Genomic DNA, 22,052 nt, shown 5'->3' on the forward strand with positions numbered 1-22,052 from the left:
AGATGAGCATCACCGTTCGATTCTGCGGCGCCACCCGCACCGTGACCGGCTCGAGCTATCTGTTCCAGACCGCAAGCGGCTGTTTCCTGGTCGATTGCGGATTGTTCCAGGGCCAGAAGACGCTGAAGGAGCTCAATTATCGCGCCTTTCCGTTTCGCCCCGCCGACATCGATGCGGTGCTGCTCACGCACGCTCACATCGACCATAGCGGTCTCTTGCCGAAGCTCGTGCGCGCGGGCTTCGAGGGGCCGATCCTGGCGACGCGCGGCACAATCGATCTCTGCTCCTACATGCTGCCCGATGCCGGCAACATCCAGGAATCGGAGGTCAAGCAGCTCAACCGGCGCAATGCTTCGCGCGGGCGCAAGGAGGTCGAGCCGATCTACACGCAGGCCGACGCGATCGCATCGCTGCGATCGTTCCGCGCCGTCGACTACGAACGATGGACCGACGTGATTCCCGGCGTCCGCGCACGCTACTGGAACGCCGGCCATTTGCTCGGCTCCGCCTCGATCGAACTGGAAATCGCCGAGCAAGGCGCGGCGCGGCCGCTGCGCGTGCTCGTCTCCGGCGACGTCGGGCCGGAGGCCAAGCTGCTCCAGCCCGATCCCGAAGCGCCGAGCGATTTCGACTACGTCATCTCGGAATCGACCTATGGCGACCGCGTGCGCGAGGCCACGACACCTGCGCTTCGCCGCAAGCACCTCGCGGCCGAGGTGCGCGATGCCGCGGCGGCCGGCGGCGCGCTGCTGCTGCCCGCCTTCGCGGTCGAGCGCACCCAGGAGCTGATCGTCGATCTCGTCGACCTGATGGAGCACCGCGAGATTCCGACGGCGCCGATTTTCCTCGATTCACCGCTCGCGATCCGCGCGACTGAAGTGTTCCGCCGCCATTCCGAGAGCCTCGATCCGTCGGTCGACGCCACGCGCCTGCTCAACTCGCCGCATCTGAAGTTCACCGAGACCGCGGACGAGAGCAAGGCGATCATGCGTCTGTCCGGATTTCACATCATCATCGCCGCGAGCGGCATGTGCGATGCGGGCCGGATCCGCCATCATCTGAAGCGCTGGCTATGGAACGAGCGCGCGACCGTGCTTCTGGCCGGCTTCCAGGCCAACGGCACGCTCGGCCGCTTCCTTCAGAACGGGGCCAAGGCCGTCCGCATCCAGGGCGACGAGATCAAGGTCGCTGCCCGCATCCGCATGATCGACGAATATTCGGGCCATGCCGACGGCGCCGGCATGGCCAGCTGGATCGCGGCGCGTCGTCCCATCGCGCGCGGGCTGTTCCTGGTCCACGGCGAGGAAGCGGCGGTTGCGGGCCTGGCCGAGCGCGTCGCCGAGCGCATCATTCCCGCGGCCAGGATCTACCAGCCGATGCTGGACGACACTTTCGAGCTCGCCGTACCCGAACCGCGCGTGCTCGACGCCGATCGTCGCCGACGGCTCGCACCGGAGGCCGTGACGCGTCTCGACTGGCATAACGAGATGTCCGAGCTGATGCTCGACATGAACGATCGCGTCGCAGCCGCCGCCGACGACCGCGCCCGCGGCGTCATCATCCGAAGGCTGCGGCGCGCGCTGCAGGAAACGGCGTAGCGCCGGCGGAAACAATAATCCGGATTGCGCCTCGCTTCATCCAGGCTACGGCGCTTTGACGGCTCTCTGGGTGCTGATATTCTCCGGCGGAACGGGCTCGACGAGCCATGCCGTCAATCGATCAACCAGCGCTGCCGAGAGGATGCGGATGAGACGCGTGATGCTCCTGACGATCGGCCTCATGTCTGTCGTCGCCTGGCCGCACGACAGCGCCAGAGGCCAAACTTCGGCCGCGCCGCCGGTTTCGCTTGCTCCGCCCGATGCATCGCCGCCACGCCCCAGTGCCACCAAGCCCGCGCGGGTGACGACGAACAGAACTCCGCCGGCGCCGTCCGGCAGGGAGCCTTCCGTGACTGGCGGGCCTCAACCGAATCCGGCCGCCGACTACGATGGCTTCAGCGTCGGCACCGTCGACGACGTTGACACCCCGAGCCGCGTGACGCCGCCTGCGCGTTCACGCGCAGCAAGGGACGTCAATTCCAATCCAGATGCAAATGGCCTCGATCAGGAAGATGGGGCGTTGAAGCGAAAGCTGATGATCTGCCAGAACTGCAAATAGGGATGCGGTTACTTCGGAGGTTCGCTGACGCCGTTCACCTGTTCCCAACCTCGACCGCTTCCAAGACCACGGCCGTCCGATCAGCCAGCTCGGGAATTTTGGCGAGGTAAGCCTGGTAATGCGGCGAGGCTCGGTGAGCTTCGACGGCCGCAACGTCGCGGTACAGTTCGTCGAGAACGTAGCGATCTTCGTTCGATACGTCGCGCCAGACATCCCAATGCAGGTTGCCAGGCTCAGCTCTGGAATGCGGTGCCATGCCGACGAGCAATGCGCCGAGTTCAGCGGACTTGCCCGGGCGAGCAATCAGGATAGCGGTAATCTTGGCTGGCGATTGCGTCATTCGATAGCTCCCCATGCGAGGGTAAGCGCGGCTTCAGATGCCGAGCCATCCCTCTCGAATATTGCGAACCCTCAGATCTTCGCGGCACTGCTCCTGTCCTTGAGGGCGGCCAGCAATTCTTTTCCCAGCGCTCCGGCCGATGCGGGGTTCTGCCCCGTGATGAGCCGGCCATCGACCACGACGTGAGGCTGCCAATTGGCCGCGGACGAGTACTCGGCGCCCTCTGCCCTCAACGCATCCTCGAGCTCGTAGGGCACATCATCGCGGGCGTAGTCGTACTCTTCCTTCTTCGAGAAGGACGTGAGCTTCTTGCCGCGCACAAACGGGACGCCATCGCCAAGGTCAACGCCAAGCAGCGCGCACGGCCCGTGACAGACAGCGGCAACGAGCTTGCCGGTGGTCCAGGCGCGCACGACGGCACTCTGGACCGTTGCATTGCGCTGGATGTCCACCATGGGCCCAAGACCGCCGGGCACCAGGATGGCGTCGTAGTCGGCGGCGTCCACCTCTGACAATTTGCGACTGTGATTCAAGCGGCGAAAGGCCTTGCTCGCGAGAAAATCCCTCTGAGCGGGATCTTTCTCGTCGTACGCATCGTAAGGCGTCCACCCCCCGGCCGGGGACGCGAACTCCACCGCCACCCCAGCCTTGTCGAGCACCTCGAAAGGATGGGCGACCTCGGCGAAGAAGAAGCCGGTCTTGCGACTATGCGGACCGATCACAGCTGCGTTGGTGACAATGAAGAGGACATGTTGGGTCATGGTTTTCTCCGTTCGATAACGCTGTTGCATTCAGACGGCCGGAACACCACGAGTGGCCGACCGATATTGTTCGTTGTCGGGATCCCGGCTCTACGATTGGGATCGCCTTGGCGCGACGTAAGAGAACGCATCAGTTCGGACAGGGCTGCCCGGCTGCGCCCCACATCGCCATGTCCTTGACGTGATCCTCGAAGGTGCCCGGCGGCGTCGAGCGGCCGGCTCCAGGCGCCCAGCCGCGCGGGATAAAGCCGCTCAGCGAGGCATCGTGCCGTAAGTGCCCGACGAGACCGGCGGCGTCACGGCCGCCATTGCGCTTGGGATCTTTCATCTGCGCGCAGATCTCGGCCCCGCTCTTGCCGAACCAGATGAAGGCCACCGGTGCGAGCTGCCAGTCGATCCCGGCGCGCGGCGGCGCCGGCGCCGGCTCGTTCGCCTGGGTCGAGGTCATGTGACAGGTCGAGCACGGGATCGCTTCCGCGCCGATGCGGCTCTCGCCACCGTGGATGTTCATGCCGTGCGGGCGAGACTTGGTTTCGCCGGCCGGCGTCCAGATCGGTATGGCCTTGGCATCGACGTGGCAGTTGGCACACCGTGGATGGGTCACGACGGCCTCGATCCGCTTCCAGGCAGCGAGGCCCTCGGTGCGGCTGACGCTGCCCGGCGGCAGCAAATCCTTGGCGGCCTCATCCTTGGCCGCAACGATCCCGGTCAAGGCTGCAATGGCCGATGTCGCGAGGACCAGCGCCATCAGAGATGTCTTCATGGCTTCCCTCACACGAAATCGATGAACTTGTTGAACGGCATTTCGCGGATGCGTTTTCCGGTCGCGGCGAAGATCGCATTGGCGAGCGCAGGCGCGGCGGGTGGCACCGGTGGCTCGCCGACCCCCCTCACCTTCGGATCGTTCTCCAGCCCGCGCACTTCGATGACCGGGCATTGGTAGATCCGCATCGCCTCATGGTGATTGTAATTGGTCTGCTGCGCTGCGCCTTTTGAGTAGGTGAGCTCGCAGTTCATGGCGTGGCCAAGCCCCCAGACCACGCCGCCCTGGACCTGGTTCTCGAAATTGACGGGATCGACGACCTTGCCGACGTCGGCCGCGACCCAGACCTTGTCGATCCGGATGCCGCGCTCCGTCGCCGTCACCTCGACGACTTCAGCGACCGGCGTTCCGAAGGACTCCACGAAGGCGACGCCGCGGCCACGGCCGTTGCCGAGCGGTCCCTTCCAGTCCGACATCTCCGCGACGGTTTCCAGCACTTTCCGATAATGCGGCACGGTGCACATCGCGATGCGCGCCTTCATCGGATCGAGACCGGCCGCATGAATCAATTCGTCGATGAAGCTCTCGGTGAAGAAGCCGGATGTCGAGGCGCCGACCGAACGCCATGTGGTACTTGGCGACAATCCTTGCGCCTCGTAGCTGGTGGCCCGGAAATTGGGGATGTCGTAATAGACGTTCCACAGGCCGGCGGCCAATTGCCCGTCGGGATCTTTCGACGGCGTGCCCGAACGCTCGAGCAGTCCCTTGAGCGGCGTGGTCGAAGCCAGTTGCAGATCGGCGGCGACGATCTTGCTTTTGTCGACGCTGCCGCGGTGCCGTGCGATCGCAATCTGCCGCGGAATGTCCTGGAGGAAATCTTCCTCGCGCGAGAACACGAGCTTGATCGGCGTGCCCTTTATCTGATTGGCGATCTCGGCGAGCACGCGAACGTTCTCGTATTCCAGACGATGGCCGAAACTTCCGCCGGTCCATTGGTTGTGAAACGTGACCTGCTCCGGCTTGAGGCCGATTGCGGTCGCCGCGACCCATTGCACGAAGCGGGGGCTCTGATGGCCGACCCAGATCTCCATGCCCTTGTCGGTGACGAGACCGATGCCGTTTAGCGGCTCCAGCGGTTGATGGGCCAGATAGGGCGCGCGATACTCGGCTTCTACGAGCCTGCCCGTCTTCAGGCCGGCGTCGATGTCGCCGATCTTCTTCCACTCCTTGCCCAAGAACTCGGGCTTGAACGAGGATTCCAGAACTTTCCAATGGTCGGCCTGCTCGGCGGGATAGGCCGAGGGCGCCCACTCGCAGGCGATGGTTTCGACAGCCTTCATCGCGTACCAGCTGTTCGTCGCGATCACCGCGACGCCGTTCTTGATCTCAAGGACCTTCTTGACGCCCGGCATCGTCTGCGCCTTGCGGGCGTCGTACGATTTCAACGGTTGCCCCTTGTTCGGGTTCAGCTTGACGGACGCGTAGAGTATGCCGTCCATCTTCATATCGATGCCGAACTTCAGCTCGCCCATCACTTTCGAGCGGACGTCGAGCCGCATCATCGGCTTGCCGAGCATGCGCCATTTGGAGGGGTCGCGCGGCTGCGCATCGAGCACCGGCGGAATTCTGGACGCCTCGGCCGCGAGCGCGACATAGGCGATCCTGCTTCCGTTCGGCAGGATCACATGGCCCGATTGCGTGCGCAGGTCGGCCACCGCGACGCCCGAACGCTTGGCCGCGGCGGCCTTGAGCGTCTCGCGTGCGACCGCGCCGGCAACACGCAGCTTCTGGTAGGTGTCCGGGATCGTGCTCGATCCACCCGTCATCTGCAGGCCGGACTTGCGCAGCCATTCGAGCGTGGCGGCGCGCGCTTCCTCTGCGGCAGGACTCTGGTCCGCAGCCACGAACGGCGCGAACTCGTCGGCGAAGCCTGTGTTGAAGTAAGCGGGGCTCGGGCCGGCGAACCGGATCTCGAACTGGCCGGGGTCGAGATCCATTTCTTCGGCGATCATGATCGGCTGCACCGATCCGACGCCCTGGCCGATGTCGGCATGTTGCGCGATCAGCGTGATCTTGTCCGGGCTGATCTCGACCCAGGGATTGAAGGTCACCGAATTCGCGCCGAGGCCGGCGGCCAGCGGATTGCCGTCGGCGCTCGGCGCGGCCGCTTCGGCACAACCATAGGCACCGAAGGCGATGCCACCGGCGACGGCGGCGGAGCCGAAAACGAAAGCCCGACGGGAAAGGGTCTGCATGTGGCCCATCTCACTTCTCCGCCGTCTTGTTCGCCGCCGCAGCCGCGTGGATCGCAGCACGGATGCGCGGATAGGTGCCGCAGCGGCAGAGATTGCCGGACATCACCTGATCGATCTGCTCGTCGGTGGGCCTCGGGATCAATCCAAGAAGCGAGATCGCCTGCATGATCTGTCCGGTCTGGCAGTAGCCGCATTGCGGCACCTGATGCTCGATCCAGGCCTGCAAGACCGGGTGCTGATCCCTGTTGTCCAGGCCTTCGAGCGTCACGACCGATTTGCCCGCGACCTCGCCGATATGCGACTGGCAGGACCGCACGGCCAGGCCGTCGATGTGAACGGTGCAAGCGCCGCATTGCGCGACGCCGCAACCGTATTTGGCGCTCGTGATGCCGAGTTCGTCGCGCAGCACCCACAACAGCGGCATCTCGGGAACGACGTCCACCTGGCGCTTGATCCCGTTCACCGTGAGCTCGATCATATCGATATGTCTCCTAGCGGATATGGTCCGCACAACAGCACTGCCTGATAGACGCTGAGCCGTATTCCCGATTCCTGCGGAATCATGCGCAATCCCTGCGGAGTGCCGTATCCGAACGATCGCTCTTCACCTCGGCCTGGCCGCAGCACAATTCGCGAAACTGCCCCGGCGTGAGATTTGCGGCCTTGCGGAATACGCGCGTGAAATTGGCCTGCGAGCCGAAGCCGAACTCCAGGGCAATCTCGACCAGCGACAGGTGGTCGCGCGCGAGCTCCTGTCGCGCGGCGTGGACGCGGCGATCGGTGACGTAACGGTGCGGTGACAGTCCGGTCGCCTCGCGAAACAGCCGGGAAAAATGATAGGGGCTGAGGCAGGCCTGGGCCGCCAGATCCTCGAGCCTGATATCGCTGCCGAGAGACGCCTCGATATAGTCCAGCACGCGCTGGAGGCGCCGCGGATCGAGCGCCGGCGACCTGTCGGGCGCGCGCCAGCGGTCGATCGTGTAATTGCCCAGAAGATGCGCCGCGAGCGCAACCTGGATCCCCTCCACGAACAGCGCGTCGGTCGGCTGGTGCGGGCGATGGAGCAGATCCCGAAGCGGCGAGCAGATATGGAAGAGCACCTGGTCCGCCAGACCGTGAGCGTAGGCGATCTCGACCTTGGCCGGATCGATGCCGAAATCCGCAAGTGCGCTGTGGTCCAGCAGCGCCGGCGGCAGGTAGAGATGAAGACATTCCATGCGGTCGGAGAGCTCGAGATGGCTCTCCTGCGTCCCCACCGGCACGAGATAACTCATGCCCGGACGCGCGAGGCTTTTCTGGACTTCGCCGTTGCCGGCGCGGCACACCATCCCCCCGCCCGACAGCAGCATGACGAGCTCGGTGCAGATGGGAACGGGCGTTGCCTGACGGCCCGCCTCGAATTTGCGATGCTCGATGCTCAGCCCGGGCCAATCATTGGCCTCCGCGAGCTTCTCGCTGTTCTTGTACTTCTGATCTCCATGCGTCACGAGCGCCATCACGACCTCCGCTTCGTTGCGGCGATTCCCGGCCCCGTATCGCGCGAGCGATCATTCCATCCGGTGGTGAGTTGCAGCCCGGTCACTGCCACGCCGATCGCGAATTACTCACAAGCGGTGACGGCGAAGTCCAGAGGTTGCGCGGTTAAAAGAGGTAAAAGACAGACGAAGCAACGACTTGGAGCGGTGCACGATCGGCTTCGGAAGCCGGCTTCATCGCGGGATGAGCAAGATGCGTGCGTCATCGCGCAGGAATCGGAAATACCGCAATGCGGGCGTGCGCTATTGAATGGCGCATCAACGGCAATGTGGCCGTGTCGAGGACAGGAGCCTGATATGAAGTCGCTTACCTCCGCGCTTGCCGCGTTGTCGATCGCAACCGCCCTCCCCGCGGCCGCGGCCGACAGGAATGTGTCGATTGTTCTTGTGCACGGCGCCTTCGTCGATGGCTCGGGCTGGAAGGACACCTACAGCATCCTCTCGGAGGCGGGCTATGAGGTGCTCGTCGTTCAGCAGCCGACCATCACGCTTCGAGACGATGTCGCGGAGACCGAACGCGTGATCGCCAAGGCGCGGCATCCGGTCATTCTGGTCGGGCATTCCTATGGTGGAATGGTCATCACCGAAGCCGGCGACAACCCGAAGGTTCGCAGCCTCGTCTATCTCGCCGCCTTTGCGCCCGACGCCGGGGAGTCCGTCAGCACACTGGCGGAAGCACCCGTACCGCCGGGCGAGCACAAGGCTCCGCTGGTCACCGAGGGCAATTATCTCCTCGTCGACCGCGCAAAATTCCCCACCTCTTTCGCGGCTGATGTCGACCCGGCCACGACCCGCTTCATGGGCGCGGCGCAACTGCCCTGGGGACTGCAGGCGGTGCAGACCAAGGTCGATCGCGTGGCGTGGAAGACGAAGCCGACCTATTACATGGTGACGAGCGAGGATCACATGATCCCGCCGACGGCACAGCGCACCATGGCCAAGCGCTCGGGCGCGAAGGTGACGGAGATGAAGAGCAGCCACGCGGTGATGCTGTCGCATCCGCGCGAAGTCGCGGCGTTCATCAGAAGCGCAGATGCGTCCGCGACCGACTGAGATCGGCTGCGCCGCACACCGACGGACTTTCCTGCCGCAGACAAGGACTCGCAACATGGCCCTCAAGGATATTCTGCCGGGAGAACTTGGGTTCGGCGCGGCGCCGCTCGGCAACATGTTCCGCGACATCCCGGAGCAGGAAGCGCTCGCGACGGTGAACGCAGCCTGGGAGGACGGCATCCGCTATTTCGACACCGCACCGTTCTACGGCGCGGGGCTTGCCGAGATCCGCATCGGCGCCGCGCTCGCCGGCCGCAAGCGGAGCGACCACGTGCTCAGCACCAAGGTGGGCCGCCTGATCCTGGACGAGATCGAGGATGTCGATGCCCGCGACCTCGGCGAGAAGGGCGGCGTCTTCAGGCACGGACGCCCGAACCGGATCGTGAACGACTATTCCCGGGACGGAACGTTGCGCTCGATCGAGGACAGCCTGAAGCGGCTCGCCACTTCCCACATCGACATCGCTTTCGTGCACGACGTGGCGCAGGACTTCTACGGCGACGAGTGGCTCTCGGTGTTCGAGAGCGCCCGCAAGGGCGCCTTCAGAGCGCTCGACCGGCTGCGCGACGAGGGCGTGATCAAGGCGTGGGGACTCGGGGTCAACCGGGTCGAGCCGATCGAGCTGCTGCTCGCGCTCGAAGAGCCGCGCCCCGACGGCTTCCTGCTCGCAGGCCGATACACGCTCCTCGACCATGCAAGGGCGCTGCAGCGGGTGATGCCTGTGGTCGCCGAGCACGAGCTCGCGATCATCGTCGGCGGCCCCTACAGTTCTGGCGCGCTCGTCGGCGGCCCGAACTTTGAATATGCGCCGGCGCCTCCCGAAATCCTCAAGAAAGTGGCACGGATCAAGGCGATCGCGGACCGCTATGGCATCAGCATGAAAGCGGCCGGCCTGCAGTTCGCGCTCACCAATCCGGTGGTCGCGGCCGTCATTCCCGGTGCGAGCCGCCCGGGCCGCATCGCCGAGGATCGCGCTGCGCTCCAGGAAGCCATCCCCGCGGACTTCTGGCGCGAGCTCCGCTCCGAGGGGCTGGTCAGCCCCGCAGCTCCACTTCCCGCCGTTGATTGACCAATCCACCGAACGACCAAGGAGAACGACATGACAGATGCAGCCGACAACGCCACCGGCATGGACCGCCGGGCCTTGCTTCAGACCGCCGGCGCAGCCGTCGTCACCGGCCTCGTAGCCGGCACGGCAACCGACGCACGGGCCGCGACACAGGATGCCGAGCGCGACGAGGCGCCGCTCGGCGCGCGGCTCCAGGGCATCCAGCATTTCGGGCTGACGGTCCAGAACATGGAGCGGGCCTACCAGTTCTACACGGAGGTCCTTGGCGGCACCGAGGTGTTCCGGCACGGCGACTTCCAGGGCGACGGGGTGCAGAACACGCTGCTGGCCGACCAGGAGATCGAGGCGAACGCACGCGGGGTCAATCCGCGAACCATTGGCGTGCCCGACTTGCGAAGCGGCGCGCAGCGGCTCGATGTCCGCTTCATCCAGTTCGACAACATGGTGCTGGAGCTGCTGCAATATCGCGAGGCTGATCAGCCCATGGGCAGCGCCAAGAGCTTCGCCGAACCGGTGGAGCATATGAGCCCTGCTTTCCCGCGCATGATGCACATCTGCTTCTATGTTCGCGACGATGTCGACTTCAACAAGTTCATTGCCGATCTCGAGGCGGAATCGGCGCGCCGCGGCATGACGCAGGTGAGAGCGAACCGCACCATCCGCGTCATGACGGAAGCGGATCGCAAGGCCGCGCCTCGCAGCACCAACACGAACCGGGTGACCGCTGAACCCTCGAACGGCTGGGAGCTGATCTATTGCAAAGGACCGGAGGGCGAGCAGCTCGAGTTCGTCAAGGCGCTCGGCCCGGTCAAGAAGCGCTTCAGCGAAGCCTTGGCAAAACGGCAACAGAAGATCGTGCGCTAGACTGTCATGCGGCGGGGCGGCTGTCAGTGCCAGCTGCTCACTCTGCGATACATCACATGAAGGACTTCACCATGCAAACTCTCGTTCGCAACTCGCTCGCCGCCCTGCTGATCGCCGCCGCTACGGCACCAGCGACGCTTCCGGCCGTGGCTCAGGAAGCGCCGCGCGTGCACTATCGGGAGATCCCGGAGGGTGCATATTCCGTGGTGGCCCAGGTGCGCGCCAAGCCTGGAAAAGAAGACATGCTGCGCGCCGCCACCTTGCCGCTGATCGACCTGGTCCGCAGCGATCCCAAAAACCTAGTCTATTTCCTTCAGGAAGACCGCGCCAAGCCCGGCCACTTCATCTTTTACGAGGTGTTCGCCAGCCAGGCCGATTTCGACGCACACAACGCGATGCCTTATGTGAAGGATTGGTTCGCCAAGCTTCCGGAACTTGCCGATGGCGGCGTCGAAGTCATGCGCATGGCCATTCTCGGCAAGCCCAAAAAATAGCCGAACCGTCCCGCGCGCGCTTTGTCACAATTGCCCTGCGGCAAATCGTACGAACCGGAACGGTTCCCTTCAAAAATATTGCAGTGCATGATAATACCACTCGATCGGTTTGATCGATTGGCAATGATTTATGCGGGCTGCCACGGAGACACGACAACGGGGCGCAGGCCGGCGGGAGCTCACCTACTGCTTCGGCCCATTTCGACTGATACCCAGCCGCCAGTTGCTCCTTCTCAAAGGGCGCCCCGTCAAGCTCGGTGGACGCGCATTCGAGCTTTTGCAGCTGCTGGTGCAGCGCTGCGGTGAGCTGGTCAGCAAGACTGAGCTGATGGCGGCCGCCTGGCCGGGCACCTTCCTCCACGACAGCAATCTCAAGGTCAACATGTGGAGCTTGCGGCGTTCGCTGGGAGATACCCAGATCGAGCCCGTATACATCGCGACCCTGGCGCGCCGCGGATACAAGTTCATCGCGCAGGTGCAGATCAGCATCGGCGAGGTCGAAGACGATCTTGCGCTCGCCGAACCGCTCCCCCCGCCCAGCCCGCCATTGCTGCGCGGCATCGTTGGTCGCGAACCGGAAATCGACGAGATCACGGGTCTGTTGACGGGCAACAGGCACGTGACTCTGGCCGGCGCGGGAGGAATCGGCAAGACGACGGTTGCCTTGGCCGTCGCCCAGGCATTTGCGCCACAGTGCCGCGACGGCGTGTGCTTCGTCGATCTCGCAACGATCTCCGACCCGACGCTGTTCGGCGCCGCACTGGTGACGGCATTGGGCATCAGGGGCAATCCGGACAACAGCCTGGCTGCGGCCATCGACTATTTGAGACCGCGGCAGATGCTGGTCATTCTGGACAATTGCGAGCACGTCCTGCCGGCCGCAACGATCTTCGCCGGCAGGTTCATGGCGGACGCATCGCCGTGCAGGCTGCTTGCGACCAGCCGCGAGCCGCTCGGCACCGCCACCGAGCATGTCGTCCGGCTCGGCTCTCTGGCCTCACCCAAACCCGGTCACGCCCTGACCGCCGATCAAGCCGTCAGGTTTCCGGCAGTGCAATTGTTCGTCAGCCGCGCCGCCGAATGGGCCGACTACCAATTCGTCGACGATGATTGCGAGGCCGTCGCCGCGATCTGCCACTCGCTCGACGGACTCCCGCTGGCGATCGAATTGGCGGCAGCCCAGATCGGCAGGTTCAATCCTCGCCAATTGGTGGAGTTACTCGACCAGAATCTGGGTTTTCGGGCCCCCGCCGCCGATGGTGCGCCGCCGCGCCATGAAACGCTGATGGCGACGATCGACTGGAGCTTCAGGCTGCTGTCGCAGCGGGAAGCCAGACTGTTCGGCCTGCTCTCGGTGTTCAGCGAAGCGTTCGAGGTTGAGGACGCGGTCTTCGTCGCCGAAGCGGCTGGGCTCACGCCGGTCGACGTCGTCACTGGCCTCGGCAGTCTCGTTGCCAAATCGCTTTTGAGCGCGCAGGCACATGGCGCGAACCTCCGCTATCGCCTGCTCGACAGCACATGCCGCTACGCAGGCGAGCGGCGCCGGGCCGATCCTGCCTGCGACCAGGCGCTGCGCCGTCACGCGCAACGTGTGCTCACGCTGTTCGAACAGTCCGAGGAGGAGTGGAAATGGCGCGAGCCGGCCGATTGGACACAGCGTTACCTCGGCCGTATCGCCGATTTGCGCGCCGCTCTTTCATGGGCGTTCGGCGAGCACGGCGATCCCGTGCTCGGGATCAGGCTCACGGTTGCGGCGATCACCTTGTGGTCGGAAACGTCGATCCTGTCGGAAGCGCAGGCGCGGCTGGCGGCTGCGCTCGCATTGGCCAAGACCGTGCCTTGCGATGATCTATCGAAGACAAAACTCGCCTGCGCCCTTGGGTGGAGCCTGTTCTACGCCCGCAAGATGTCGAACGAGAACGAGATTGCCTGGCTCGATGCCATCCACTTTGCAAGGCGGGCCGGCAACATCGAATATCAGCAGCGAGCGCTGGTCGGGTTCGGCTTCTACCTGTTGCAGATCGGCGAGGTCCCGCGCGCAACGACCTATCTCGAGGAAGCGACGGAGCTTGCCGACCGCGACCGCGACCGCGACCTCACGGCAACGTCTGAAGCCGATCGCGCACTCGCCTGGGCGCGCGCGTTTGCCGGCGAGTTGAGCAAGAGCCGCCCGGTTCTCGATCGCCTTGCGGCGACTTATTCACTGGCAGAGAGCCGTTCGCGCAAGGACGCGAACGAAGTCTACCGGTTCATCACCGTCCGCTTCAACCTGCCCTTCGTCGCGTGGATGCAAGGGCAAGCCGAATATGCGGCAAGACTGGCCAGCGACGCCGTCGATGCCGCGGACCGCAGCGGCCATTGGGTGTCACAGTCGAACGCATTTGGGCTCGCCGCCCTTCCCGTTGCGCTCGAAACCGGCAATCTTGACGCGCTCGCGAGCTACACTGAGCGATTGCGTCGCAACCTTGAACGCGAGCGCATCTCACGCTGGGTTCCGGTCGAGCGCTATTTCTCCGCATGCCTTCGCGACCTGCGGGGCGATCCACGCGCGGTGGAGGATATTCGAGCCGCGATCGACGAACTGACAGAATGCCGGTTCTTGATGCGGATCGGCAGCTATCTCGCGGTCCTCGCCCGCGCCTATCTGAGGCAAGGGCGGATCGCGGAGGCGCAAGAAGCCATCACGCGGGCGATCGAGCATCAGGAACGCCAAGGCGAGCGCTGGTGCCGTCCGGAGCTCCAGAGAGTTGACGCCGCGATCCTTCTCCACACCGGCGAGCCGCTGCGCGCCGAAAAGCGGTTTCAGCAAGCGCTCGCGGAAGCGCGCAGGATAGGCGCGCTGACGTTCCAATTGCGGATCGCGACCGATCTCGCGGCACATTGGATCGCCACCGACCGCAGATCCAAGGCTGTCCGGCTGCTCTCGCCGATCTATAACGAGTTCACCGAGGGGTTCGGGACACCGGATCTGCTTGCGGCCCAGCGCCTGCTGCAGCCGACCGCGAGCGGCTGCAGCGACCATCGCAGGATGGAGCCGGTGCACGCTCGCGACGCATAGCTGGCCTACCGCCGCGCTCGCTGCCCGCGCTTTACGCTCCCGGAAATTCCTGATCCTCTCCTCCCAACAAGCCGGATCAACCGGCCTTGCCAGGGAGAGAGACGCCATGAAGCTCGGCACCGCCATTGCGGAAATCATGAGGCGCGAGGGGATCGAGATCCTCTGCGGCTATCCGGTCAACCATCTCATCGAACACGCGGCCAAGGCCGAGATCCGCCCGGTGATGGTGCGGCAGGAGCGCGTCGGCATCCACATGGCGGACGCCATCTCGCGGGTGACGTCGGGGCGCAGCATCGGTGCCTTCTGCATGCAGCACGGGCCGGGCGCGGAGAACGCGATGGGCGGCGTGGCGCAGTGCTTCGGCGAATCCGTTCCCGTGCTGGTGCTGCCGATGGGCTATCAGCGCCGGCTGGCGCATATCGAGCCGAACTTCAATTCCAGCGAGGCGATGAAGCCGTTCGCGAAATCGTCCGAGCCGATCATTCTCGCGACCGAAGTCGTCAACATCTTCCGCCGCGCCTTCACCAGGCTGAAGAACGGCCGCGGCGGGCCCGTCATCGTCGAGATCCCCTCGGACATGTGGAACGAGGAGGTGCCGGAGCCGCTGAACTACACGCCGGTGCTGCGCACCCGCTACGGCGCCGACCCCGTTCACGTCAAGGAAGCCGCCAGCCTGCTGGTGAACGCAAAACGGCCGGTGATCTATGCCGGCCAGGGCGTGCATTACGCGCAGGCTTGGCCGCAGCTGAAACGGCTCGCCGAGCGATTGGCGATCCCCGTCACCACCAGCTTGGGTGGCAAATCATCGTTTCCGGAGACGCATCCGCTGTCGCTTGGCTCCGGCGGCCTTGCAGTGCCGCGCGCGGTGCCGAAATTTCTGGCCGAGGCCGACGTCATTTTCGGCATCGGCTGCTCCTTTACCGAGACCAATTTTGGCATCGCGATGCCGAAGGGCAAGACCATCATTCATTCGACGCTCGATCCCAATCATCTCAACAAGGACGTCGAAGCGAAGATCGGCCTGGTCGGCGATGCCGGCCTCGTGCTCGACGCGCTGCTGGAGGAGATCGGCAAGACCGTCACCGCGGATCGCGATGCATCCGCCGTCGCGGCCGAGATCGCAGCCTCGCACAAGGAATGGCTGGCGAAATGGATGCCGAAGCTGACCAGCAATGACGCGCCCTTGAGCCCCTATCGCGTGCTGTGGGATCTCCAGCACACCGTGGACATCGCGAATACGATCATCACCCACGATGCCGGCAGCCCGCGCGACCAGCTCTCGCCGTTCTGGCGATCGGTCGAGCCCCTCACCTATCTCGGCTGGGGCAAAACCACGCAGCTTGGTTACGGCCTCGGTCTTGCGATGGGCGCCAAGCTGGCAAAGCCCGACAAGCTCTGCATCAACGTCTGGGGCGATGCTGCGATCGGCTTCACCGGCATGGATTTCGAGACCGCGGTGCGCGAGCGCATCCCGATCATGTCGATCCTGCTCAACAATTTCTCGATGGCGATCGAGCTGAAGGTGATGCCGATCTCGACCGAAAAATATCGTTCGACCGACATTTCCGGCGACTACGCCGCGATGGCCCGCGCCTTCGGCGGCTACGGAGAGCGGGTGACGCGGCCGGAGGACATCGTGCCCGCGATCAAGCGCGGCATCGCGAAGACGAGGGAAGGCGTGCCGGTGCTGCTGGAGTTCATCACAGCCAAGGAGACCGAGGTGTCGCGGCCCGGCACGTGAGCGGAGCCGGTGCGGGCACGGCTGCGAGCCGCTGGCTCCGACCGCAGAAGTTGTGATAATCCGGCCCGGTGCCGCGCACGCCGCGGCATCAAGCTGGACCGGGAATGACGACCGTTTTGCAGGAAATCGAGGAACTCGAGCGCCGATTGCGGTCGGCCACCGCCGAGATTGCGCAGCTGCGGGCCGAGCTTGCGACGGCTCGGGATCGCCAGAGCGCCAGCGCCGAGATCCTGCGTATCATCGCGGCTTCGCCGTCCGATGCGCGGCCGGTCTTTACGGCGGTCGCCGACAGCGCAAAGCGCCTGCTCGGCGGCTTCTCCGCCACCGTGCTTCAGTTCATCGGCGACGAGCTTCACCTCGTGGCGTTCACGCCGACCAATCCGGAGGCGGACGCGGGGCTCAAGGCGTCGTTCCCACGCAAGATCGCGGACTTCCCGACCTTTGGCCTCGTGCGGGAGGGCCAGACGATCCAGTTTCCCGACAGCGAGGCGGCCGACGTCCCTGAACTGAACCGGGAGCTGGCGCGGCTGCGCGGCTTCCGCAGTGTGCTATTCATGCCGCTGATGAACCGGGGCGCGCCGGTCGGCATGATCAGCGTCACGCGCGCCGAGCCAGGATCATTCGCGCCCGACCTCGTCCAGCTGCTGCAGACCTTCGCCGACCAGGCCGTGATCGCGATCGAGAACGCGCGCCTGTTCAACGAGACGGAGGAGGCGCTGGAACGCCAGACCGCGACGGCCGATATCCTGAAGGTGATGGCGGCCTCCCCGTCCGACGTGCAGCCGGTATTCGAGGCCATCGCCACCAACGCCAACCGGCTGATCGGCGGCTTCTCCACCGCGGTGCTGCGTTATGTCGACGGCGCCGTGCACCTTGCGGCATTCACCCCGACGGATCCCGCGGGCGACCGCGTGCTCCAGGCCTCGTTCCCGGTGCCGTTCGCACAATTCCCGCCCTATCAGCTCGTGGCCAATGGTACCGCGGCGCAACTGCCCGACACCGAGGTCGAGCCGGCCGCGCGCGACATCGCGCGGGCCCGCGGCTATCGCAGCATGCTGTTCGCGCCGCTGATGAGCGAAGGCGAAGCCATCGGCATCATCATCGCGACGCGCCGCGCGACCGGCAACTTCGCCGAGCATCATGTGCACCTGCTGCAGACCTTCGCCGACCAGGCCGTGATCGCGATCAAGAATGTCAGCCTGTTCAACGCGACCAAGGAAGCACTGGAACGTCAGACTGCGACTGCCGACATTCTCAAGGTGATCGCGGCTTCACCGTCCGATGTCACGCCGGTGTTCCAGGCCATTTCCGACAGCGCCAAGGCGCTGATCGGAGCGCACTCCTCCACTGTCACCCGCGTCGTCGACGGCATGCTGCATCTGGCCGCCTTCACGACCGACAACGAGGCCGGCAATGCGGATCTGCTGAACTCATTTCCGACGCCGCTGTCCTCATCGGGCATTCACAGCCGGGTGGCGAGCAGCGGCGAGTATGCCTTCCGCAGCGACATGCAGAACGAGCCTGATCTTACCGAGGCCATGAAGGAGCTGGCGCGAACACGCGGTTATCGCAGCATCCTCGTGGTGCCGATGCTGCGCGATGGCCTTGCGATCGGCACCATCGCCGTCACGCGGCGGGAGCCCGGTTATTTTCCCGACAAAGCCATCAACCTGCTCAAGACCTTTGCCGACCAGGCCGTGATCGCGGTCGAGAACACGCGCCTGTTCAACGAGGTTCAGGACCGCACCAGCGAGCTCGCCAAATCGCTCGATGATCTCCGCGCCGCGCAGGACCGCCTGATCCAGACCGAGAAGCTGGCGTCACTGGGCCAGCTCACGGCCGGCATCGCGCACGAGATCAAGAACCCGCTCAACTTCGTCAACAATTTCGCCTCGCTGTCTGCCGAGCTGACCGAGGAGCTGAACGGGGTGCTCGCGCCGGTCCCGCTCCCCGAGAACGTCCGCAGCGAGGTCGACGAGCTGACGGGGCTTCTGCAGGACAACCTCGGCAAGATCGTGCAGCACGGCCGCCGCGCCGATTCCATCGTCAAGAACATGCTGCTGCATTCGCGCGAAGGCGGCGGCGAGCATGGGCTGAGCGACATCAATGCATTGGTCGAGGAGAGCCTGAATCTCGCCTATCACGGCGCACGCGCCGAGAAGCCCGGATTCCACGTGACGCTGAAGCGCGCGCTCGATCCAGCGGCCGGACAGGCCGAAGTGTTTCCGCAGGAAATCACCCGCGTGCTCCTGAACCTGATCTCGAACGGCTTCCACGCGGTCATCAGGCGCAAGGCCGACGGTGCCGCCGGTTACGAGCCGATTGTGACCGCCGCGACGCGCGATCGCGGCGATGACGTCGAGATCACGATCCGCGACAACGGCACCGGCATTGCCGACGATGTGAAGGAGAAAATGTTCCATCCGTTCTTCACCACCAAGCCAGCCGGCGAAGGCACCGGCCTCGGGCTGTCGATGACCCACGACATCGTCGTGAAGCAGCACGGCGGCACGATCGACGTCGCGACCGAGCCGGGCAAATTTACTGAATTCACGATCGTGCTGCCGCGCAAGAGTGGTCTGTCAGGCAATAGCTGAGGTTGAATCGGGCGGTGGGTGCTTTCGGCAAACTGGCGTGGCTCATTCGGCGGCAATTGCTGTCGTTCTCCGGCGTCGGCCTCATGCTCGGTGCCCTGTTCTTCGCAGCCGCGCTGACGCCGACGCTGATCCCGCGGAGCTATCTCACGCAGGGCGCCATCGCCGGCGCCTGCTTCGGGATCGGCTATCTCGCCGGCAACGTCTGGCGCTGGCTGTGGCACTATCTGGAATTGCCCGAGCCGCCGGCGCGCCTGAGATCGACCGCAAACGCGCTGGTGGCGGCCGCCTGCCTGCTCGTCGTCATTGTTTTTCTGTGGCGGGCGGCCGGATGGCAGAACTCGATCCGCACCGTGATGAAGATGGCGCCAGTCGAGACCGCCCATCCGCTCAAGGTCTGCGCCATCGCCGTGATGACGTTCGTCGTGCTGCTGGTGCTGGCGCGGCTGTTCGCGCTTGCCGTGCGCCTCATCGCCGCGCGTGCGAGGCGCGTCATTCCGCGGAGGATCGCGAACGTCATCGGCGTGCTCGCCGCGGGCCTGTTGTTTTGGTCAATCGCCAGCAATGTCCTGATCCGCACGGCGTTCAACGCGCTCGATGTGTCCTTTCGCGAAGTCGACGCCTTGCTCGAGCCCGAGCGGCCGCAGCCGACCGCGCCCGAACGAACGGGAAGTGCCGCCTCGCTGGTGGAGTGGACGCAGCTTGGACGCATGGGGCGCAGATTTATTGCCGCGGGGCCGACCGCAACGGAGATCAGCGCCGTTACAGGAAGGCCCGCGCTGGAGCCCGTGCGGGTCTATGTCGGCCTTGGCGGCGCCGAGACGGCACAAGCGCGCGCCAGGCTTGCGCTCGACGAGCTCAAGCGGCAGCACGGGTTTGAACGCGACACACTCATCGTCGTTACACCGACCGGAACCGGCTGGATCGACCCTGCCGCGATGGACACCGTCGAATATCTCCACCATGGCGACGTCGCCAGTGTCGCGATGCAGTATTCTTATCTCAACAGTCCGCTGTCGCTGCTGTTTCAGCCCGAATCCGGTGCAGAAGCGGCGCGCGCCCTGTTTTCGGAAGTTTACGGCTACTGGGCGACGCTGCCGAAGAACCGGCGGCCGAAGCTGTACCTGCACGGACTGAGCCTCGGCGCGATGAACTCGGAAAAATCCGCAGAGCTGTTTGAGATGATCGGCGATCCGATTGCGGGCGCACTTTTGAGCGGCGCGCCGTTCGAAAGTCGCATCTGGCGCTCGATCACGGCAAACCGCAATCCGGGCACGCCGGCCTGGCTGCCGGAATTCCGCGACGGCCGCTTCGTGCGCTTCATGAACCAGAATGGACCGACGGTGCCGGCAGATGCGCCCTGGGGGCCGATGCGCGTCGTCTATCTGCAGTATGCGAGCGACGCGATCACCTTCTTCGCCTATCACGACGCCTATCGGGCCCCTGACTGGATGACGGCGCCGCGCGGGCCGGATGTGTCACCGGAGCTGCGATGGTATCCAGTCGTGACGATGCTGCAGCTCGCCCTCGACATGGCGGTCGCGACCAATACGCCGATGGGCTTTGGCCATGTCTATGCGCCCGAACATTACGTCGATGCCTGGGTCGCCGTCACCGATGTCCATGATTGGTCCCCCGACGCGCTGGCGCAGCTCAAGACCCATCTTGCAGCGGCGGCGCGAAAGGCGGCCGAGGGCAATGTCGCAAACGAGCCTTACGCCGATCGAGGCGGCTAGCCTACTCGGCCATCTCCACGGGCTGCTTGGCCGACGGTCCGGCCAGCGGCCGCTCCTCCATCGCGATCAGGCACAGCGCAGCGATCGTCATCAGCGCGGTGGCGGCGCCGAACACGTAGCGGAAGGCGTGCCGCATGTCGTCGGCGGGTATGGCGACGGCGCCTGCGGCGTGATGCTCGCCGGCGAGCGGGACGTCGGTGCCGAGCGCGATGAGCAGGATCGCGGCGAAGGCCGCCACCGTGAACGAGGACATCAGCGAGCGGAAGAAGTTCATCGCGCCGGTGATGGTGCCGACTTGCGGACGCGCCACCGAATTCTGCAGCGAGACCACGCACACCGGAAAAGTCGTGCCGAGTCCCAGCGCGAACGCAGCCATCAGCAGCAGCAGGCCCCAGAGCGGCAAGGTGGTGACCGTGAGAACGAGACCGCACAGCGCGGCCCATGACGTGCCGACGATGGCGACGCGCTTGTAGTGTTTTGCGCGAGCCATGGTGCGGCCGGCGACGGCCGCGCCGACGGTCGAGACCGCCGCGAGCGGGATCAGCGCAAGCCCCGCCTCGCTGGCGGTGAGATGATAGACCTGCTCGTAATAGAGCGGCAGCTGCACGGTCAGGCCGGTGATCGCCCCGAGGCCGCAGCCGCCCGCGGTCAGCGCGAACGGCGCCACCGATCCCGTCAACAAGGGCAGCGGCAAGAACGGCTCGTCGGCCCGCCGGGCGTGCCACACGAAGGTCACCGCGAGCGCGACGGCACCGCCCACCATGGCCAGCACCGTCGGCGAAAGCCAAGCATAGCGCGTCCCGCCCCAGGTCAGCACCAGCATGAAGACCACGGCGGACGCCATCAGCAACAGGCCGCCGAGCCAGTCGACCTTGCGCTTGCGGTGGAACACCGGGATCTTCTTCATCTTCGGCAGCAGCAATGCGAGTGCTGCGGCCGCAAGCGGCAGGTTGATCCAGAAGATCATCGACCAGTGCAGATGCTCGGCGAACACGCCGCCGATGACCGGGCCGAGGATGCCGCCGACCATCCAGACGCTCGAGAAATAGGCCTGGTACTGCCCGCGCTCGCGCGGGCTCACCACGTCGGAGATCACGGTCTGCACCACCGGCATGATGCCGCCGCCGCCGAGGCCCTGAAGCCCGCGTGCCAGGATCAGCATCGGCATGTTCGGCGCGATCGCGCACAGCACCGAGCCCGCGACGAACAGGCTGAGCGAGATGATGATCATGACGCGGCGGCCGTAGATGTCGCTGAGCGTGCCGAACACCGGCGCGACCGCTGTCGAGGCGAGCAGATAGGCGGTGATCACCCAGGAGAGATTGGAGACGTCCTGGAACTGGCGTCCGATGGTCGGCAGCGCCGTCGCCACGATGGTCTGGTCGAGCGCGGCCAGGAACATCGTCACCATCAGGCTGATGACGATGGTGCGGACCTCGTCGGAGCTCAGCGGGACCGGCGGGGCGATCGAGGGCGCGTCGTCGACGCTGATGACCTCGCTCGGCAGGCGGGACAGCTCTTCGGCAATATCGTCGGGCAAGGCCTGGATGTCGGCAGAATCGCTCTGCCGGTCGAACTTGTTCATCTCGATCGGGCGTCGTGACGCGGTGCAACACCGCGAAGGATTCGTAC

At 65.0% G+C, this 22,052-nt stretch carries 17 protein-coding genes; 10 read left to right on the forward strand and 7 right to left on the reverse strand.

The window, feature by feature from the left end:
- Positions 1 to 2: 2 nt before the first annotated feature.
- Together I6F17_RS24740 and I6F17_RS24745 are read left to right on the forward strand one after the other, a co-directional pair.
- Complete coding sequence (locus tag I6F17_RS24740) at positions 3 to 1,598, forward strand: MBL fold metallo-hydrolase (protein WP_225124956.1); 1,596 nt, start codon at positions 3 to 5, stop codon at positions 1,596 to 1,598.
- 148 nt (positions 1,599 to 1,746) lie between these two features.
- Positions 1,747 to 2,157, forward strand: coding sequence for a hypothetical protein (locus tag I6F17_RS24745; RefSeq protein WP_225124958.1), 411 nt, complete (start codon positions 1,747 to 1,749; stop codon positions 2,155 to 2,157).
- 34 nt (positions 2,158 to 2,191) lie between these two features.
- Here I6F17_RS24745 and I6F17_RS24750 read toward each other — a convergent pair whose 3' ends face one another.
- The 6 genes from I6F17_RS24750 to I6F17_RS24775 all read right to left on the reverse strand — a co-directional run bounded on the left by I6F17_RS24750 (position 2,192) and on the right by I6F17_RS24775 (position 7,772).
- Positions 2,192 to 2,497: a putative quinol monooxygenase gene (locus I6F17_RS24750; protein WP_225124961.1), complete on the reverse strand. Its 306-nt coding sequence runs from the start codon at positions 2,495 to 2,497 to the stop codon at positions 2,192 to 2,194.
- 71 nt (positions 2,498 to 2,568) lie between these two features.
- Entirely contained in the window at positions 2,569 to 3,258 is a 690-nt protein-coding gene (locus tag I6F17_RS24755; protein WP_225124962.1) for a type 1 glutamine amidotransferase domain-containing protein, read from the reverse strand.
- 130 nt (positions 3,259 to 3,388) lie between these two features.
- Positions 3,389 to 4,021: a hypothetical protein gene (locus tag I6F17_RS24760; protein ID WP_225124964.1), complete on the reverse strand. Its 633-nt coding sequence runs from the start codon at positions 4,019 to 4,021 to the stop codon at positions 3,389 to 3,391.
- 8 nt (positions 4,022 to 4,029) lie between these two features.
- Positions 4,030 to 6,285 carry a molybdopterin cofactor-binding domain-containing protein gene (locus I6F17_RS24765; RefSeq protein WP_346656997.1) on the reverse strand — a complete coding sequence of 752 codons (2,256 nt, stop codon included), beginning with the start codon at positions 6,283 to 6,285 and terminating at the stop codon, positions 4,030 to 4,032.
- Between the two features lies 1 nt (position 6,286).
- Positions 6,287 to 6,754 (reverse strand): (2Fe-2S)-binding protein, encoded by a 468-nt coding sequence (locus tag I6F17_RS24770; RefSeq protein WP_036042992.1) that lies wholly within the window; start codon positions 6,752 to 6,754, stop codon positions 6,287 to 6,289.
- Positions 6,755 to 6,836: 82 nt separating this feature from the next.
- A complete protein-coding gene (locus tag I6F17_RS24775) occupies positions 6,837 to 7,772 on the reverse strand; it encodes an AraC family transcriptional regulator (protein WP_036042991.1) in 936 nt (311 codons plus the stop codon).
- A 336-nt stretch (positions 7,773 to 8,108) separates the two neighbouring features.
- Between I6F17_RS24775 and I6F17_RS24780 the strand changes: the two genes are divergently transcribed.
- From I6F17_RS24780 to I6F17_RS24815, 8 genes are all read left to right on the forward strand, one after another.
- Positions 8,109 to 8,864, forward strand: coding sequence for an alpha/beta hydrolase (locus I6F17_RS24780; RefSeq protein WP_225124967.1), 756 nt, complete (start codon positions 8,109 to 8,111; stop codon positions 8,862 to 8,864).
- Between the two features lie 55 nt (positions 8,865 to 8,919).
- Complete coding sequence (locus tag I6F17_RS24785; protein WP_225124970.1) at positions 8,920 to 9,933, forward strand: aldo/keto reductase; 1,014 nt, start codon at positions 8,920 to 8,922, stop codon at positions 9,931 to 9,933.
- A gap of 30 nt (positions 9,934 to 9,963) precedes the next feature.
- Entirely contained in the window at positions 9,964 to 10,797 is an 834-nt protein-coding gene (locus I6F17_RS24790; RefSeq protein ID WP_225124972.1) for a VOC family protein, read from the forward strand.
- Between the two features lie 56 nt (positions 10,798 to 10,853).
- Complete coding sequence (locus I6F17_RS24795) at positions 10,854 to 11,291, forward strand: putative quinol monooxygenase (RefSeq protein WP_225124974.1); 438 nt, start codon at positions 10,854 to 10,856, stop codon at positions 11,289 to 11,291.
- A gap of 223 nt (positions 11,292 to 11,514) precedes the next feature.
- A complete protein-coding gene (locus I6F17_RS24800; protein WP_225124976.1) occupies positions 11,515 to 14,349 on the forward strand; it encodes a winged helix-turn-helix domain-containing protein in 2,835 nt (944 codons plus the stop codon).
- Positions 14,350 to 14,401: 52 nt separating this feature from the next.
- Positions 14,402 to 16,090, forward strand: coding sequence for a thiamine pyrophosphate-requiring protein (locus I6F17_RS24805; protein WP_225125056.1), 1,689 nt, complete (start codon positions 14,402 to 14,404; stop codon positions 16,088 to 16,090).
- 104 nt (positions 16,091 to 16,194) lie between these two features.
- The gene (locus tag I6F17_RS24810) at positions 16,195 to 18,687 is read left to right on the forward strand and encodes a GAF domain-containing protein (protein ID WP_225124978.1); all 2,493 of its coding nucleotides are present in this window, start codon (positions 16,195 to 16,197) and stop codon (positions 18,685 to 18,687) included.
- Between the two features lie 83 nt (positions 18,688 to 18,770).
- On the forward strand, positions 18,771 to 20,420 hold the full coding sequence (locus I6F17_RS24815; RefSeq protein ID WP_225125058.1) for an alpha/beta-hydrolase family protein: 1,650 nt from the start codon (positions 18,771 to 18,773) through the stop codon (positions 20,418 to 20,420).
- A gap of 1 nt (position 20,421) precedes the next feature.
- Here the strand turns inward: I6F17_RS24815 and I6F17_RS24820 are convergent, their stop codons facing one another.
- Positions 20,422 to 22,005, reverse strand: coding sequence for an MDR family MFS transporter (locus I6F17_RS24820; protein WP_225124980.1), 1,584 nt, complete (start codon positions 22,003 to 22,005; stop codon positions 20,422 to 20,424).
- Between the last annotated feature and the right edge of the window lie 47 nt (positions 22,006 to 22,052).

It is taken from the genome of Bradyrhizobium sp. NBAIM18 (genome assembly GCF_020193825.1).
Lineage (GTDB): Bacteria > Pseudomonadota > Alphaproteobacteria > Rhizobiales > Xanthobacteraceae > Bradyrhizobium > Bradyrhizobium yuanmingense.